The sequence below is a fragment of the Mesorhizobium sp. ES1-6 genome (assembly GCF_020164775.1).
Lineage (GTDB): Bacteria > Pseudomonadota > Alphaproteobacteria > Rhizobiales > Rhizobiaceae > Mesorhizobium.
Genome location: NZ_JAIUGU010000002.1, coordinates 370,381 through 386,794 on the forward strand (window position 1 = coordinate 370,381; position 16,414 = coordinate 386,794).

Here is a 16,414-nt window from a genome sequence, read left to right on the forward strand (position 1 = left end):
TTCCTTGCCGTCTGATTTGCACGGTTTTTTGCCCCGTTTTGTCCAGCCGATTTACACCACTCCGTTTTTCTGGACACTTTTGTTCTCGGTTTCCTCCGCACCTTCCCTATCGGCAAGCAGTCCGACCGCGCTCTTGGCAATGACCTTTTGGCGCGCTGCCTTGGTGTAGCGCGTCACCTCTTTTGAGGTCTGATGCCCCGTCATCGACATGATCTGATGCTCGGTGGCGCCGCGATCGGCCATGCGGCTTGATGCTGCCTTCCGTAGGCCATGGGCGCTGCATTGCGGCAAGTTGGCTTCGTCGCACCGCTTCCGAAACCAGTTGCCGAAGCCGTTGCCAGTGAAGCCACGGCCGAACTCGGTCACCAGAAACGTCAGATCCCCGCAGGGACTGTTGTCGATGGTGAACTGCAGCCTGGGGTGGATCGGGATTTCCAACGTGATCGGTTTTTTGTTTCGACCCTTGTACTGGGTGAAGTGGAGAACGCCCTTGCGCACGTGCTGCTTGCCGAACAGCACCACATCGCTTCGGCGCTGAAGGGTGTAGAGCAGCAGGTCGAGGGCAAGGCGGGCCTTGGTGCCGACCGGATGCCGTTTCTCGAACTGCTCGACCTCTTCGATGGTCCAGGAGTGGAAGCCTTCCGACCCTGTTTTGAAATAGGCGATATCTCGGGCCGGGTTGACGGTGACAAGGTCGATCTCGGGAAGGCATGCCCATTTGAAGACCTGGCGCAGCGCCTTGACGCGGCCGTTGGCTGCTTCCTTCAGGTCGGCCTTGCGGTCGCGCAGCACGCGCACCGACTTCGCCGTAAAGGCTGGCAGGGGCATATCCTCGAAGAGCTTCGTTCCGCCCGGCTTGGTCGGCTCAGCCCAGCAGGATTCGAGAATGAGCCGGCGAACCTGGCGCGTCTTCGGGTCGAGGTGCTTGAACTCGGCCGACGCATAGTATTGCTCGCACAGCCAACGCAGAGTTCCCTTGCCGGCAAGCTTTGGACCTGTAGCGCCAATTTTGATCTCGCCTTTCAGGGCCTGATAATAGACTGTGTTGAATTCGTCGGTGCCGGGGACGCCGGGTAGCGGGATCTTCTTTGCTTTGCCGCGGCGGAAATAGAACCGGAGGATGCCATCCGTCCGATCCTCAACGATGTAGGCTGAAGCTTGCAGCCTGTTCAAGCCGCGCGCCGTCATAGTGGTGTGTTGCGCCGGGAACCCGCCAAATCAGGCGGGTTTTTTGTTGACTTCGTGGGGATCGAGCTGCGTGAGGGTCGCGGCTTCGAGGGCTACTGCGAACCTGGCATTTTGGCATATCCATTGGGATCTTTGTGGACGCCCGGCGACGGCGAGGTTTCCGCTGGCGCATTCCCACCCTGGTTTTGCTCAGGAGCGCGCTTGAACGGCGCTGTCCGCCATGAGCCCCCTGACAGGGGCGTAAGCACAAAAATTGCCAGCAGGCATAGTAAAATGGCCCCGGCCAAGACCACTCCCCACTTGAGGACCCGGCCTGTTCCCTTCTGTTCCTCTCGGCGCGATAGATTGTCTGTCATCGGGTTCACTTTCTGAATCAAGGCAATTCAGGCCCAAACTTGATGACAGCAACGATGTTCCATCTGAGCCCCCACAAGGAGACTTCTATGTCAACTCGCTATGCAACCATCATCACGGACGACGACGGCCAAGAGGTCGTTTCAAACGTAGGCACGCCGACGTGCTTCCCTGCCAGATCTTTGGCAATGCGGATTGCGCGCTCCTCGCTCTGCTGATCGGCCGGGCCGAATGCAGGGAATAGCTCGCCATCATTGCCACGATCGAAAGCGACGACGACGATGAGCTTCGGTCTCTTCTGGCTCGGAACCTGGTCAGACATGCGCCATGATAGCTGCTGGACACTTTTGCGAAAAGATCAATGATTGCGTGGGAAGCGAAACTGTCCAGCCGCGCCGCAAGGCATTGAATCTGCCTATTTTCTGTGCCTCGCCTCTGGGCACCATTTCCCTCCCGCCACTCCCCTTCGCCGAAGCCTCTACGCTTGCGCGTGTGATCTTTTCCGAGAGTGTTCCGGAAATCCCGGGCCTCAGACGACGAAGAACTCCTCCACCCGCCCCTTGGCCATTCGAAGCACCGGCAGGATGTCGCGTTCCATCGCCTCGACCGAAAAGCGCGCCGACTGGGTCGAGACATTGATGGCCGCGACGATGTGGCCGGCGCGGTCGTTGATCGGTACGGCGATCGAGCGCAGTCCAAGCTCCAGTTCCTCGTCGACGATGGCGAACCCGTCCGTCTTGGCCTTGGCAATGGCCTTCGCGAGCAACGACCTCTCAACAATCGTCTTCGGCGTCCGCCGTTCGATCGTCGCCTTGCCAAGAAATGCTTCCAATTCCCCTGATGTCAGTCCTGCCAGCAGCATTCTTCCCATCGAGGTGCAATAGGCGGGCAGCCTGGTGCCGACATCAAGCGAGATGCTGACGATACGGCGGCCGGGAATGCGGGCGACATAGACGACATCCTCGCCCGACAGGATCGCCGCCGAACAAGCCTCGTTCAACTGCGCCGCCACGGCACGCATTATGGGCGTCGCGAAGGTCCACAGCGAGGCGCCTCCCAGCCAGGTGCGGGCGACAGTCAGCAGGCGCGGCGACAAGGAAAATACACGACCGGACTGGGTCGCGTAGCCGGTGGCGACCAAGGTCAGCAGGAAGCGCCGCGCGCCGGCGCGGGTCAGGCCGGCTTCCTCGGCCATCTCCGTCAGGGTCATGCCGGTGGGATGCCGGGCCAGAATCTCCATCACGCCAAGCCCACGCTCGAGCGATCCGACATGGTCACGCGAAACGGTCTCGTCGTCCAATGCCGCCTCCGGAAATCCAATGCCACCGGATTGACTCGGCGGCAGAGCTCGACGTAAAAGTATCGCATATAAAACACATGTTCGCAATACGAACTTTTTTGCAGATGCGGAGCCATTGGAATGGTCAAGTTCCTGCCCCTGAAAGAGGCTGTCGCGGAGAATTTGCATGACGGCGACACGGTGGCCTTCGAAGGTTTCACCCATCTGATCCCCACAGCCGCCGCGCATGAGGCGATCCGCCAGGGGTTTCGCGACCTGACCCTGATCCGCATGACGCCCGACCTGATCTACGATCAGATGATCGGCATGGGCATGGCGAAAAAGATTGTTTTCTCCTATGTCGGCAATCCCGGCGTCGGCTTGCTGCGGCGCGCCCGTGATGCCATCGAGAACGGTTTCCCCCGGCGGATCGAAATCGAGGAGCACAGTCACGCCGGCATGGCCAATGCCTATGAGGCAGGCGCGGCCGGGCTGCCTTGCGCGGTGTTTCGCGGCTATCGCGGCGCCGGGCTGGTCGAGGTCAATCCGAACATCAAGTCAGTCACTTGCCCGTTCACCGGCGAGGTGCTCGCGGCCGTGCCTTCGATCCGGCCTGACGTCACCTTCATCCATGCGCAGAAGGCCGACAGAAAAGGCAATGTGCTGGTCGAAGGCATCATCGGCATCCAGAAGGAAGCGGTGCTCGCCGCCAAACGCGCGGTGGTGACGGTCGAGGAAGTGGTCGACAGTTTCGACGATCTGCACCCGAACCTGACCGTGCTGCCGCGCTGGACCATCGCGGCGATCTCGGTCGTGCCGGGCGGTTCGCATCCATCCTACGCGCATGGCTACTATGTCAGGGACAATGCCGCCTATCTCGAATGGGACGAGATCGCCGGCGACCGCGAGAAATTCCAGGCCTGGATGCAGGCAAATGTGATCGAGAAGAGCGCCGATGATTTCGCCGCCCGGATCGAGCATCTGAGGAGAGCGGCATGAGCGACAATGATGGCCCCTTGGGCTTCACCCCCAACGAGATGATGACCATCGCCGCCAGCCGCGCGTTGAAAAACGACGATGTCTGCTTCGTCGGCATCGGCGCGCCATCGGCCGCCTGCAACGTGGCCCGGCTGACGCACGCGCCCGACATCACCTTGATCTACGAAAGCGGCACGATCGGTACCGCGCCCGATGTGCTGCCGCTGTCGATCGGCGATGGCGAATTGTGCGAGACGGCGGTCACCACCGTCGCGGTGCCGGAGATGTTCCGCTACTGGCTACAGGGCGGCCGCATTTCCATTGGCTTTTTGGGTGCCGCCCAGCTCGACAAGTTCGGCAACATCAACACCACCGTGATCGGCGGCTATTTCCATCCCAGGACCAGGCTGCCCGGCGGCGGCGGCGCACCGGAGATCGCGACCTCGTCGAAGGAGATCTACATCACCATGGCGCAGTCGAAGCGTGGCATGGTCGAGAAGATCGATTTCTTCACCTCCTTCGGCCATGGCGAGGGCGGCGATCATCGCAAGCGGCTGGGCATCGATACATCAGGCCCGACGCTTCTCATCACCGATCTCGCCATCTGGAAGCCGGATCCGCTGACCAAGGAATTCATTGTCGTCTCGCTGCATCCCGGCGTCACCCGTCAACAGGTGCAGGAGAGCTGTGGCTGGACGGTCAGGTTCGCCGAGGCGCTTGACGAAACGCCGGCGCCAAGCGAACTCGAACTGAAGACATTGCGCGACCTGCAGGCCCGCACCAAGGCGGCGCATGAAGGGACCGGAAAAGGGAAAGCAGCCTGACATGGCCGAGGCCTATATCTGCGACTACATCCGCACGCCGATCGGCCGCTTCGGCGGTTCGCTATCCCAGGTACGATCGGACGATCTTGGTGCGATACCGCTAAGGGCATTGGTCGAGCGCAATGCCGGCATCGATTGGCAGGCGGTCGACGACGTCGTCTATGGTTGCGCCAACCAGGCCGGCGAGGACAACCGCAACGTGGCGCGCATGGCGCTGCTGCTCGCCGGGCTGCCGAAGGAGATACCGGGTTCGACCGTCAACCGGCTGTGCGGCTCGGGCATGGACGCGCTGACCATCGCCGCGCGCGCGATCAAGGCCGGCGAAGCGGAGCTGATGATCGCGGGCGGCGTCGAATCGATGAGCCGGGCGCCCTTCGTCATGCCCAAGGCCGACGCTGCTTTTTCCCGCAATGCGGAGATCTATGACACCACCATCGGCTGGCGCTTCGTCAACCCGCTGATGAAGAAGCAGTACGGCGTCGATTCCATGCCCGAGACCGGCGAGAACGTGGCGGAAGACTTCGCAGTTTCCCGCGCGGACCAGGATGCTTTCGCCGCACGCAGCCAGGACAAGGCGGTCGCGGCACAGGCCAATGGCCGGCTGGCGAAGGAGATCACCCCGGTGACGATCCCGCAGCGCAAGGGCGACGCAGTCGTCGTCTCGAAGGACGAGCATCCCCGCGCCGGTACCACGGTCGAGACGCTCGGCAAATTGCCGACGCCGTTCCGGCAAGGCGGCACGGTGACGGCCGGCAATGCTTCCGGGGTCAATGACGGCGCGGCGGCGCTGATCGTTGCCTCGGAGGCGGCCGTGAAGACATACGGGCTGACGCCGATCGCCCGCATCCTCGGCGGCGCGGCCGCCGGTGTCGCGCCGCGCATCATGGGCATCGGTCCGGCGCCGGCAGCGCAAAAGCTATGCGCGCGGCTTGGCCTGACGCCGCAACAATTCGACGTCATCGAGCTCAATGAAGCCTTCGCTTCGCAAGGCATCGCCGTGCTGCGCCAGCTTGGCATCGCCGAGGATGCCGAGCACGTCAACCCGAATGGCGGCGCCATCGCGCTCGGCCATCCCCTAGGCATGTCCGGCGCCCGCATCTCCGGCACGGCGGCACTGGAGCTGCGCGAACGCGGCGGACGCTATGCGCTGGCCACCATGTGCATCGGCGTCGGCCAAGGCATCGCCATCGCGCTGGAGCGGGTCTGACCGCTTCAGTGGGCGGTACGACTTTGCTCTCATCCGCCTTCTTGCGGATTCAATTTGCTTGGTGATCCCACAACCCTAGGGCAAACTCCCTGCCGGGGCTGCAGGAGGTGAAATGAGAGCACGCGCAGCGACGCTGGGGGATCTCGAGGATGTCTTCCATGGCCTGTCCAAACGGATGTCGGACGAGTACGCGGCGGCAGGCAAGGACAGCAAGATCGCCTACGACAATCTGATGATGAATCTGAAGGAAGGCCGGGCGCACGCACTGGTCGAGGGCGACAAGGCCGTGGCGATCATTGCCTGGCATGAGAACAGCGACGCGGCCGATACGCTGTTTGCCGCGCAGGAGGATTTCTTCCGCGGCTCGACCGTGCGCTTCTGCAAGCGGCACATCAGGCATATCCAGGCGCTTGCCGGGAACCTGCCCATCCACTCGCGCAGCTGGCTGCAGGGGCCCGACGTCGCCCGATGGTTCGGCATTATCGGCTATGACGAGCGCGGCCAGGAAAACGGCGCCAAGCTGTTCGAACTGCTGCCGGCGCGCTGAACAGAAATTTACCGCACCGCGAACGCCGCCTGCACCGCGCGATTGACGGTCACCGGCAGGATCGACATGTGGTTCTCGCCGGCGTGCAGCTCGAAACTCGCCCGCAGGCCCGGCAGCGCGTCGAGGCGTTCCGCCATCGCCCGCGCGAATTCGTCGGTGCGGATCAGTTTCTTCTGCTGCAGGCGCTTTTCCTCGTCTTCCGCGCCGATCTGGAACGGCGCCAGCTTTTCAGTCTCGTATTCGCCGGCCGACAGGATCACGTCAGCCTCCAATCCTTCTGGTATGGCGATTTCGAATGGCTTCAGGAAGCGGTCGATGGCGCGGTCTTCCCAGTAGATGGCCGGGCTGGCGGCGATGAAGGTACGGAACGAAAGCGGGCGCGTGAACAGGGCGTAGAGCGCGAACAGGCCACCGAAGGAGTGACCGTAAAGTGCCTGGCGGCTGGTATCGATTCTGACCCGGCTGGCGACCCAAGGCTTCAGCTCATCCTCGATGAAGGCCAGGAACTCCCCTGCCCCGCCGGTCCTGACTTCCGGTGTGCCTTCGTAGAAGGGCGGGTAGGTCTGGCCCGGTGGGGGTCCCAGGTCCCAGGAGCGGCGCAGCGGGTCGTAGGCGCCCTCGACGGGATAGCCGATGGCGACGATGACGCCCCAGCCGACATTGGTGCCGGCGGGATAGAAGGCCTGCGCGCGCATGGCGTCGACCGCCGTTGCGATGACGGCATTGCCATCGGTCATGTAGAGCACCGGCCAGCCGGTCTCGGGCGCCGGGCCGGAGGGCACATGGATGAAGACCCGCCAGGGGGCGCCACCATAGGCCGGAACGAAATCGTGAGCAGTGGTGTCGGCGATCAAAGCGGGCGTCGACTTGGACATGAATATCTCCACAGGGACAAACGTCAGCGGCGGCGCAGGAGCCACATCAGGACGGGGCCGCCGATCAGCGTCGCGACGAGGCCGGCCGGGATCTGGCGCGGGAAGATGGCGGTGCGGCCGATCCAGTCGGCACAGACCATGATCAGCGCGCCGGCGAGCACCGCGCCGATGGCTTGCGGCAGCGCGCGTGACAGGCCGAGGCGTCGGGCCAGGTGCGGCGCCATCAGGCCGATGAAGGTCAGCGGCCCAACGACAAGGGTCGAGGCGGCGGTGAGTGCGGCGACCATCAGGAGCACCAGCAGCCGTGTTGCCTTGAGGTTGACGCCGAGACTTTGAAGCGCGGCGGATCCGAGTGGCAGCATGTCCAGCCAGCGCATGAAGAGTGGGGTCGCCAGGAACAGGCAAAAGGCTGTCATCGAGGTCAAAAACGCCGAGCCCGCGTCGACGCCATAGGTCGAACCCGTGAGCCAGTTGAGCAGCAGCATGGCGCGCGGATCGCCGGTGGCGGTCAGCACCAGGATCAGCGCGTCGAACAGGGCCGTCAGAGCGACGCCGGCAAGCAGCAGCCGCTCCGGAGCATAGGCGGCGCGGCGGCCGATCGCCAGCGTCGCCAGAAGGGCGGCGAAGGCGCCGATCGTGGCGGCCACGGTCTGCACCGGTCGGCTGGCGTCGGTGAGCGCGAACAGCGCCACCATCATGCCAAGCGCCGCGCCGGCGCTGATGCCGAGCACTTCGGGACTTGCCATCGGATTGCCGGTCAGCCGCTGCATCATCAGCCCGGCCAGCGCCAGCATCGCGCCGGCGGCAAGCGCCGCGGACACTCTGGGCAGCCGCCAGGACAACAAGGGTTGCAGCTGATCGCCGGACGCGAATGTCCAGCCATCTGGCCCCGGCGCGTAGAGCAGTGCCAGCACGAGCAGCAGAAGCAGGACGCCAGCAATCGCCGCCAGCACAAGGCCCGGCCTTGTCGTTCTGGGCAACCGCTCGGTGGTCAGGGCCGGCGCTTCCGTCCCAAGCGCGAGTCGGGGCAGAAGCCACAGCAGCAGCGGCGCCCCGAGAAGCGCGGTCATCGCGCCGGTCGGCAGCAGGTCGCCCTGCGGCCCGGTCGCCACCTGCACCCCCTGATCGGCGGCCCACAGCAGTGCCGCGCCGATCAGCGGCGCCATCACCAGTTGCTGGCCAAGCCGGCGGGCGCCGCCGATGCGCGCGAGCATGGCGGCTGCGAGACCGACGAAGCCGATGACGCCGACGGCGGCAACGACGAAGGCGATCAGGGCGACCGCCGCCGCCAGGCCGGCGAAGCGATAGACACCGAGCGGAACGCCGAGGCTGCGCGCGCCTTCGTCGTCGAGGCCAAGCAAGGTCAGCGGGCGCACCATCAGGCCGATCGCCAGCGCGGCACCGCCAAGGCGCGGCAGAAGCCACAGCGTCGCCGACCAGTCCTGCTGGCCGAGCGAACCAGCGCCCCAGAGGAACAGGCTGGCCAGCCATTCATGCCGAAGCACCACCAGCGCGGCACCGATGGCGCCGGCATAAAGGCTGACGACCAGCCCCGCGAGCACGACCGAAAGCGGCGACAGGCCCTTGTGCCAGGAGAGCGCCAGGACCGCGGCAAGGGCCGTGAAAGCGCCGGCAAGCGCCACCCATTCGCGGCCGTGGGCCAACAGGGAGGGCGCCAGGAGCGTCGCCAGCGCCAGCGCCAGATAGGCACCGGCCGAAACGCCGACGGTCTCCGGCGAGGCGAGCGGGTTGCGCAGAACCTGCTGCAGCACCGCGCCGGCCAAACCAAGCGCCGCGCCACAGAGAAGGCTGACGGCAAGCCTTGGCAGGAAGGCGTAGTGAACGAGCACCTGCCTGATATCTTCAACATCGGGATTTGCGAGCGCATCCGGCCAACGTGCCGCCGGCAATTGCACGCTCATGTTGGAGAGGGTCGCGGCGCTGGCCGCGCAGACAAGCACGACGCAGAGCAGCATCGCGCCCAGAGGATACTTGTCTGGCATGCGGGACGGCGAGGATTGGCCGCGCATGAGGCTGGCATCGTCGGGCAAGATTGCTTGCTGCTCAGCCACGGGCGGTCTCCGCCATCAGCGCCCGGGCCAGCAGCCGGGCAAAGCGGCGCGCCGAAGGCAGCGTGCCGAACATCAGCACCGCGGGCAGGCGCATGATCGAGCGGTTGCGAACGAACGGCATGGCGTTCCAGACCGGGCTCTCGGTCAGTGTACCGGTTGCCCCTTCGGGCAAGGGTTCGAGATAGGCAAGGCGTGCGTCGTCGGACGTCGTCAGGCCGTCGATGCCGACGGTCGCAAATCCCCAGTAATTGGTCTCGCCGGTCCAGGCATTGCGCATGCCGATGCGGTCGAACACCGCCTGGAACAGGCTTTTTTCGCCATAGACGCGCACATTGCGCGGATCGAGGAAGCTGACGACATAGACCGGCCGTGCCGAAAGCGGCTCCAACTGCTGCTTGATGGTCGAGAAATGGGCCGCCGTCGCCGCGATGAGCGCCTCGCCTTCGCTTTCCTTGCCGACCAGCCTGGCCAGTTGCCGGGTCGCCTCGACGGCGCGCTGATAGGGCTGACCGTCCGGCGTATAGATGCCGATCGTCGTCACCGGCGCGACGCGTTCGAGCAGCGGCCTGATGCCATCGAGAAAAGGGATGGAGAGGATGACGTCGGGACGAAGCTGCTGCAGGAATTCGAGATTGGGCTCCAGGATCGTGCCGATATCGGCGACCTCGGGCGGCAGCTTCGGCTCGACGACCCACTTCTCCCAGACTTCGCGGTCGGCGACGGCGACCGGCGTGACGCCGAGCATCAGCAAGGTCTCCGCCAGCCCGTCATCGAGGCAGACGATGCGCAGCGGCTTCGCCTTGGCTGGCGGCGTCACCATGCCGGCCAAAGGCAAGGTGAACAGCGCGAGCGCGCGGCGGCGTGTGATCAGGCCGTGCGGGCGATTTGCCTCTCCTGGCCGGGGTCGATGGTCTGTGTTCAACTTGTCTTGCCTGTTTGCCGGGACCTGGTCTTCGGCGACCGATCCCGGTTGACTATAAAACAGGATATTTCCAGTCAAGTTTTAAGACGAGATGGGAGGCGACAAATGCGAGGGACGCAGGTGACGCGAACCGGCAACAGCTCCGGAAATCCGTCAGCAAACCATCGCCAAAAACGGGCCGAAGCCGGTGCCGGGCGCATCCGCCACAGCGCGATCGGGTTGCACTCGGCAGGCGTTGATGGTTTGTTGCCGGTCAGCGGAGATCAAGTGATGCGAGAATCCATGGGTCAAGACGAATACGGGTCGGCGAACCCCTTCGATCCGGACGACCTGCCGAATCTGAACGCAATCGGTCCAGCCATGGGCGGCGGCAACGACTTCGAGAAATACGCGGTCGCCGTGATCATCGTGTTCGGCGCCCTGATCATCGGCGGGCTGATGGCCGCGTCGATGACGTTCGGCCATCGCAACGGCTTCCTCTTCGCCCTCGGCGGCGCCACGTCGGCCTGGATTTCCGGCAATGCGCTTCTGCTCGACCGGCCGCGCATCTACGCGCTGTTCGTCGGCATTGCCGCCTTGATGCTGATTGCATCGACCATCACACTGGTGACCTGACGGCACTTGCCGGTCCCGAAAGGCGGAGTCCGGCTTCGCCGCTCAGGGAACGGGCTTGCCGCCTGTCAGTATCCGAGCGCCTCGCCCGATGCCGCGCGGCTGTCGATGGCACCATTGTAACGCGCGCCGCCGCCCTTCTCGATTTCGGCCAGGCTCTTGCCGCCGACGAGAATGCCCGCCGCCTGGCCCCAGCTCTGGTCGGCGAGATCGAGGTGGTAGCCCATGCCGGCCAGCAGCCTTTCGGTGTCCGGCGACAGGCCGAACGGCTCGATATAGACGGTGTCGGGCAGCCATTGGTGATGAATGCGCGGCGCGTCGATCGCCTCCTGGATGTTCATGCCGTGGTCGATGACGTTGACGATCGCTTCCAGCGTGATGGTGATGATGCGCGAGCCGCCCGGGCTGCCGATGACCATGAACGGCCTGCCGTCCTTGGCCACGACGGTCGGGCTCATCGAGGACAGCGGCGTCTTCTTCGGCTGGATGGCGTTGGCTTCGCCCTGGACGAGGCCATAGAGGTTGGGCACGCCGGGCTTCTGGGTGAAATCGTCCATCTCGTTGTTGAGCAGGATGCCGGTGCCGTCGGCAACGACGCCGGCGCCGAACGAGCCGTTCAGCGTGTAGGTGACCGCGACTGCGTTGCCCTCCTTGTCGATGATCGAATAATGCGTGGTCTCCTTCGACTCGCCAAATCCCTTCGGCATCAGGTCCTGCGACACGCCGGCCCGGAATGGATCGATCTTGTCGCGGATGTCCTTGGCGTAGCCCTTGTCGAGCAGCTTCGAGACCGGATTGTCGACGAAATCGGGATCGCCGAGCGCCGAATTGCGGTCGACATAGGCGTGGCGCATCGCCTCGACCATGACATGGACGGTCTCGGCCGATCCGGCGCCGAGATAGGAAAGCGGATAGCCTTCCAGCACGTTGAGGATTTCGCAGATGATGACGCCGCCGGAGCTCGGCGGCGGCGATGAGATGATCTCGTAGCCGCGATAGGAGCAGGTGACGGGCTTCAGTTCGCGCACCGCGTATTGCTCGAAATCGCCCTTGGCCAGGATACCGCCCTTGGCGCCGCTCGCCTTGACGATGGCGTCGGCGATAGCGCCCTTGTAGAAGGCATCGGGCCCTCTCTCGGAAATGGCTGACAGCGAGGCGGCAAGGTCGGGCTGAACCAGCTTCTCGCCAATGCCGTAAGGCTTGCCGTCGGATTTGAGGAAGATGGCCGCCGCCGCTGGATCCTTCGCCAGCCTGTCGGCACCGCCGGCGAATGACGCCGCATCGCCCTGGTTTAGGACGAAGCCATCCCTGGCATAGGCGATCGCCGGCGCCATCAAATCCTGCCTGGACACGGTGCCATATTTCTCGCGCGCCATCTCGAAACCGGCGACCGAGCCCGGCACGCCGACCGCCAGATAGCCGTCGAGGCTGGCGCCCTTCACCGGGTTGCCGTCCTTGTCGAGATACATGGTCTTGGTCGCGGCAAGCGGCGCTCGCTCGCGAAAATCGAGGAAGGTCGATCTGCCGTCCTTGAAGCGGATGGTCATGAAGCCGCCGCCGCCGATGTTGCCGGCATTGGGGTAGACGACGGCCAAGGCATAGCCGACGGCGACCGCCGCATCGACGGCATTGCCGCCTCTCTTCAACACCTCGACGCCGACTTCCGAGGCGAGATGCTGCGCCGTGACGACCATGCCGTTCTCGCCTTTGGCAGGGGCTGGCGACGCGGCGAGGACGGCGGCGGATGGTGGGAAGGCGAAGGTGATCGAAAGGCTGACGGCAATGAGCGTCCGGCGGGTGAGATGCATGGCGGGACTCCTAAGCGGGGACGCCTAGGAAAGACCTTCGGGAGGCGTTCGTCCAATAACAATTGAATAAGCGCGTGAGAGACCCCCTCACCCGGATTGCCAAGTCGAATTGCAAGAGCAATTCGGGCAATCCGACCTCTCCCCAAGGGGAGAGGAGCTTGCGCCGGCGCTGACCTCTTCTCCCCTCGGGGAGAAGGTGGCCGCGAAGCGGCCGGATGAGGGGGAGTGGCTCGACCTCAGACGATTCCACCGCCACCGCCGGCGACCGCCGGACGTTCTTCGGCGACCTTGGCGCGGTAGCCCGCCGCCCGGTAGGCGGCGACCGGATCGATGGCGCCGCCGGTCTTTAGCCGCGCCATGGCCAGGAGCGGTTCGACATCGGTGCGGTAGGCCGCCTTCAGCGTCTGCGTCGCCATCAGCGCGTCATTGCCGTCCTGAAACCCTTCGAGCGCCTTGCGATCGACCAGCAGCGCCTGCGCATGGGCGCGCTGCACCTCGACCGCCGACAGCATCAGGCTCTCGATGGGATCGGTGACGTTGTGGCTCTGGTCGAGCATATGGGCGGGATCGAACCCCTCGGCGCCCGACAGTTCGGCGTCGACCAGCTCGTTGAAGACCAGGAACAGCCGGTAGGGATCGATCGAGCCGGCGTCGAGGTCGTCGTCGCCATATTTCGAATCGTTGAAATGGAAGCCGCCGAGTTTCCTGAATTGGATCAGCCGCGACACGATCATCTCGATGTTAACGTTGGGCGCGTGGTGGCCGAGGTCGACGAGGCAGAAGGCCTTGTCGCCCAATTCCTTCGATATGATGTAGTTGGTGCCCCAGTCCTGCACCACCGTGGAATAGAAGGCCGGCTCGTACATCTTGTGTTCGGTGAACAGCTTCCAGTCAGCCGGCAGGCCGGCATAAACCTCCCGCATGGCGTCGAGATAACGCTCGAACGCCTTGGCGAAATTGACCTGGCCGGGGAAATTCGAACCGTCGCCGATCCACACCGTCAGGGCCTTTGAGCCGATCGTCTTGCCGATTTCGATGCATTCGAGATTGTGCTCGACCGCTTGCCGGCGAGCGCCGGCATCGGCATGTGACAGCGACCCGAACTTGTAGGAATGCTCCTGGTTCTTCGCGTCCGAAAAGGTGTTGGAGTTCATGGCGTCGAAACCGAGGCCGAAGCGGGAGGCCGCCTGCTTCAGCCGGTTCGGGTCGGCCTTGTCCCACGGGATGTGCAGGGAGACGGTCGGGGTCGCCTGCGTCAACTGCTTGATGACGGCGCAATCCTCGATCTTGTCGAAGACATCGCGCGGCTCGCCGGCGCCGGGAAAGCGGGCAAAGCGCGTTCCCCCGGTTCCGACACCCCAGGAGGGGATCGCCACAGCAAAGTTTTCGACCTTGTCGCGGATGGCGTCGATGGCGATGCCTCGGCGGTCGAGGCGTTCGCCGAGCGAGGCATAGTCGCGCTCGAGGTCGGCCTTGCGCGCTGCGTTACTGCTGGCGACGATGTCGGCGGAGATGATCAATTCGGACACTGCTGTTCCTCCCGGTACTCGCACGGCTGGCGCCGCCCCTCATCCGCCCTTCGGGCACCTTCTCCCCGTAGAACGGGGAGAAGGAAGGCTTAGCGCGTAAAGCTCTGTGCGTTGCCGGCGTCGACGTTGATGATGTTGCCGGTCGACTTGGCCGACATGTCGGAGGCGAGGAAATAGATCGCCTCGGCGATGTCTTCCGGGAAGACGGAGCGCTTCAGCATCGAACGCGAGCGGTAATGTTCTTCCAGATCGTCGGTCGACATCTTGTAGGCGGCCGCGCGCTGTTCCTTCCACTCGCCGGTCCAGATCTTCGAGCCGCGCAGCACCGCGTCCGGATTGACGACATTGACCCTGATCTGCGCTTCCGCGCCCTCAAGCGCCAGACACCGGGCGAGGTGGATCTCGGCGGCCTTGGCGGTGCAATAGGCTGATGCGTTGGGCGATGCGGCAAGGCCGTTCTTGGAGGCGACGAAGACGACATTGCCGCCGATCTTCTGTACCCTGAACAGCCGGAACGCTTCGCGCGAGACCAGGAAATAGCCGGTCGACAGGATGTCCATGTTCTTGTTCCACAGCGCCAGCGTCGTCTCCTCGATCGGCGCCGAGGAGGCGAGCCCCGCATTGGAGACAAGGATGTCGATGCCGCCGAACTCGACCGCGGTCTCGGCAAAGCCGGCGACGACCTGATCCTCCGAGGTGACGTTGATGAGCACCGGCCGGACGAAATCCTTGCCATAGGCCTTTGCCAGTTCCTCATTGGCGCTGGCGAGCGCCGCCTCGTCGATATCGGCCAGCACGACGCAGGCGCCTTCGCGCAACAGCCGGTTGGCCGTGGCGCGACCGATGCCGCCGGCGCCGCCGGTGACCACCGCGATCTGGCCAGCGAGCGACTTCGGCTTCGGCATGCGCTGCAGCTTCAGATCCTCGAGCAGCCAGTATTCGATGTCGAACGCTTCCTGCGCGGGGAGGCCGACATAGGACGATACGGTCGAGGCACCGCGCATGACGTTGATGGCGTTGACGTAGAATTCGCCCGAAATGCGCGCCGTCGCCTTGTCGCCGGCGAAGGTGAACATGCCGACGCCGGGCATCAGGTAGACCACGGCATTGGGATCGCGGATGGCGGGCGAATCCGGATGCTTGCAGCTATCGTAATAGGCCTGGTAGCCGACGCGATATTCGGCAATGTCGTCGGCGAGGCGCGCGATGACGGCGTCGACATCGGGCTTCGCCGGATCGAACTCGATCACCAGCGGCCGGATCTTGGTGCGCAGGAAATGGTCCGGGCATGAGGTGCCGAGCGCGGCCAGCGGGCGCAAATTCCTGGAGTTGACGAATTCGAGCACGGCGGCCGAATCGTCGAAATGACCGAGCTTGTGGCTCTTTTCCGAGATCAGCCCGCGGATTTTCGGCATCAGCTTGGCGGCAATCGCGCGACGCGCGGTAGCGTCGAGCGCCTTCACCACCTCGCCACCGAAGATCGCCACGCCTTCGGAGCGGCGCTCGAACCACTCGATCGCCTGGTTGATCACCGCGATTGTCGTTTCATAGCATTGCTTCGGGGTATCGCCCCAGGTGAACAGGCCATGGCTTTCGAGGATGACGCCCTTGGCGGCAGGGTGTTCGACGCAGAATTTCTCCAGCCACAGGCCAAGTTCGAAGCCCGGCCGTTTCCACGGCAACCAGCCGATGGCATCGCCGAAGATTTCCTTGGTCAGCGCCCTGGAATCCTTCGCGGCGGCGATGGCGATGATGGCATCGGGATGCATGTGGTCGACGAAAGGCTTCGGCACGTAAGCGTGCAGCGGCGTGTCGATCGAGGCCGCGCGTGGATTGAGGTTGAAGGTGCAGTGGGGCAGATACCCTACCATCTCGTCCTCGTGCTCGACGCCGCGATAAAGGCCCTTCAGCGCCTGCAGCTTGTCCATGTAGAGCGTGGCGAAGCCGTCAAGCTTGATCGAGGCGCTGTCGCCGCCCGAGCCCTTCACCCACAGTACTTCCACGTCCTGGCCGGTGAGCGGGTCCTTCTGCCGGATCTTCGACGACGTATTGCCGCCGCCATAATTGGTGACGCGCTTGTCGGAACCGAGCGTGTTCGAGCGATAGACCAGCAGCTCGGGACCGCTCATCCCCTGCACTTTCGCATCATCCCAAAGATTGGCGAGGCGCGAGCCGGAGCGCTTGTCGAGCATAGGTAATCCTCCCTAGGGACCCGAAAA

General features: G+C 64.2%; 14 protein-coding genes. 5 read left to right on the plus strand and 9 right to left on the minus strand.

Translation table 11 applies throughout. The features are described from left to right. Positions 1-51 precede the first annotated feature (51 nt). From LB564_RS06490 to LB564_RS06500, 3 genes are all read right to left on the minus strand, one after another. Positions 52-1,188: a tyrosine-type recombinase/integrase gene (locus tag LB564_RS06490; RefSeq protein WP_224535984.1), complete on the minus strand. Its 1,137-nt coding sequence runs from the start codon at positions 1,186-1,188 to the stop codon at positions 52-54. A gap of 454 nt (positions 1,189-1,642) precedes the next feature. Beyond that, complete coding sequence (locus LB564_RS06495) at positions 1,643-1,864, minus strand: hypothetical protein (protein WP_140706034.1); 222 nt, start codon at positions 1,862-1,864, stop codon at positions 1,643-1,645. Positions 1,865-2,071: 207 nt separating this feature from the next. Continuing rightward, positions 2,072-2,842, minus strand: a complete 771-nt coding sequence (locus LB564_RS06500) for an IclR family transcriptional regulator C-terminal domain-containing protein (protein ID WP_224535985.1) — start codon at positions 2,840-2,842, stop codon at positions 2,072-2,074. Between the two features lie 120 nt (positions 2,843-2,962). Here LB564_RS06500 and LB564_RS06505 point away from each other — a divergent pair, with 120 nt between their 5' ends. From LB564_RS06505 to LB564_RS06520, 4 genes are all read left to right on the plus strand, one after another. Beyond that, positions 2,963-3,820 (plus strand): CoA transferase subunit A, encoded by an 858-nt coding sequence (locus tag LB564_RS06505; protein ID WP_224535987.1) that lies wholly within the window; start codon positions 2,963-2,965, stop codon positions 3,818-3,820. After that, complete coding sequence (locus LB564_RS06510) at positions 3,817-4,623, plus strand: CoA-transferase subunit beta (protein ID WP_224535989.1); 807 nt, start codon at positions 3,817-3,819, stop codon at positions 4,621-4,623. Before LB564_RS06505 ends, LB564_RS06510 begins: the two co-directional genes overlap by 4 nt. 1 nt (position 4,624) lies before the next feature. Next, on the plus strand, positions 4,625-5,830 hold the full coding sequence (gene pcaF, locus LB564_RS06515) for a 3-oxoadipyl-CoA thiolase (RefSeq protein ID WP_224536685.1): 1,206 nt from the start codon (positions 4,625-4,627) through the stop codon (positions 5,828-5,830). A 112-nt stretch (positions 5,831-5,942) separates the two neighbouring features. Further along, on the plus strand, positions 5,943-6,377 hold the full coding sequence (locus tag LB564_RS06520) for a hypothetical protein (RefSeq protein WP_140706041.1): 435 nt from the start codon (positions 5,943-5,945) through the stop codon (positions 6,375-6,377). 8 nt (positions 6,378-6,385) lie between these two features. On the opposite strand, the gene LB564_RS06525 is transcribed toward LB564_RS06520, so the two are convergent. Genes LB564_RS06525 through LB564_RS06535 form a run of 3 tightly spaced genes read right to left on the minus strand, consistent with a single transcriptional unit; the run spans position 6,386 to position 10,192 of the window. Next, positions 6,386-7,252: an alpha/beta hydrolase gene (locus LB564_RS06525; RefSeq protein WP_140706043.1), complete on the minus strand. Its 867-nt coding sequence runs from the start codon at positions 7,250-7,252 to the stop codon at positions 6,386-6,388. Between the two features lie 23 nt (positions 7,253-7,275). Beyond that, positions 7,276-9,324 (minus strand): Fe(3+)-hydroxamate ABC transporter permease FhuB, encoded by a 2,049-nt coding sequence (gene fhuB / locus LB564_RS06530; protein ID WP_411961694.1) that lies wholly within the window; start codon positions 9,322-9,324, stop codon positions 7,276-7,278. Beyond that, on the minus strand, positions 9,317-10,192 hold the full coding sequence (locus LB564_RS06535) for an ABC transporter substrate-binding protein (protein ID WP_411910165.1): 876 nt from the start codon (positions 10,190-10,192) through the stop codon (positions 9,317-9,319). Before LB564_RS06535 ends, fhuB begins: the two co-directional genes overlap by 8 nt. A gap of 324 nt (positions 10,193-10,516) precedes the next feature. Between LB564_RS06535 and LB564_RS31620 the strand changes: the two genes are divergently transcribed. Next, entirely contained in the window at positions 10,517-10,861 is a 345-nt protein-coding gene (locus LB564_RS31620) for a hypothetical protein (RefSeq protein WP_140706583.1), read from the plus strand. Between the two features lie 65 nt (positions 10,862-10,926). On the opposite strand, the gene ggt is transcribed toward LB564_RS31620, so the two are convergent. The 3 genes from ggt to LB564_RS06555 form a co-directional block, all read right to left on the minus strand. Continuing rightward, complete coding sequence (gene ggt, locus LB564_RS06545; RefSeq protein WP_224535995.1) at positions 10,927-12,666, minus strand: gamma-glutamyltransferase; 1,740 nt, start codon at positions 12,664-12,666, stop codon at positions 10,927-10,929. A 236-nt stretch (positions 12,667-12,902) separates the two neighbouring features. Continuing rightward, the gene (gene rhaI, locus LB564_RS06550) at positions 12,903-14,195 is read right to left on the minus strand and encodes an L-rhamnose catabolism isomerase (protein ID WP_224535997.1); all 1,293 of its coding nucleotides are present in this window, start codon (positions 14,193-14,195) and stop codon (positions 12,903-12,905) included. 89 nt (positions 14,196-14,284) lie between these two features. Beyond that, a complete protein-coding gene (locus LB564_RS06555) occupies positions 14,285-16,387 on the minus strand; it encodes a bifunctional rhamnulose-1-phosphate aldolase/short-chain dehydrogenase (protein ID WP_224536000.1) in 2,103 nt (700 codons plus the stop codon). Positions 16,388-16,414 lie beyond the last annotated feature (27 nt).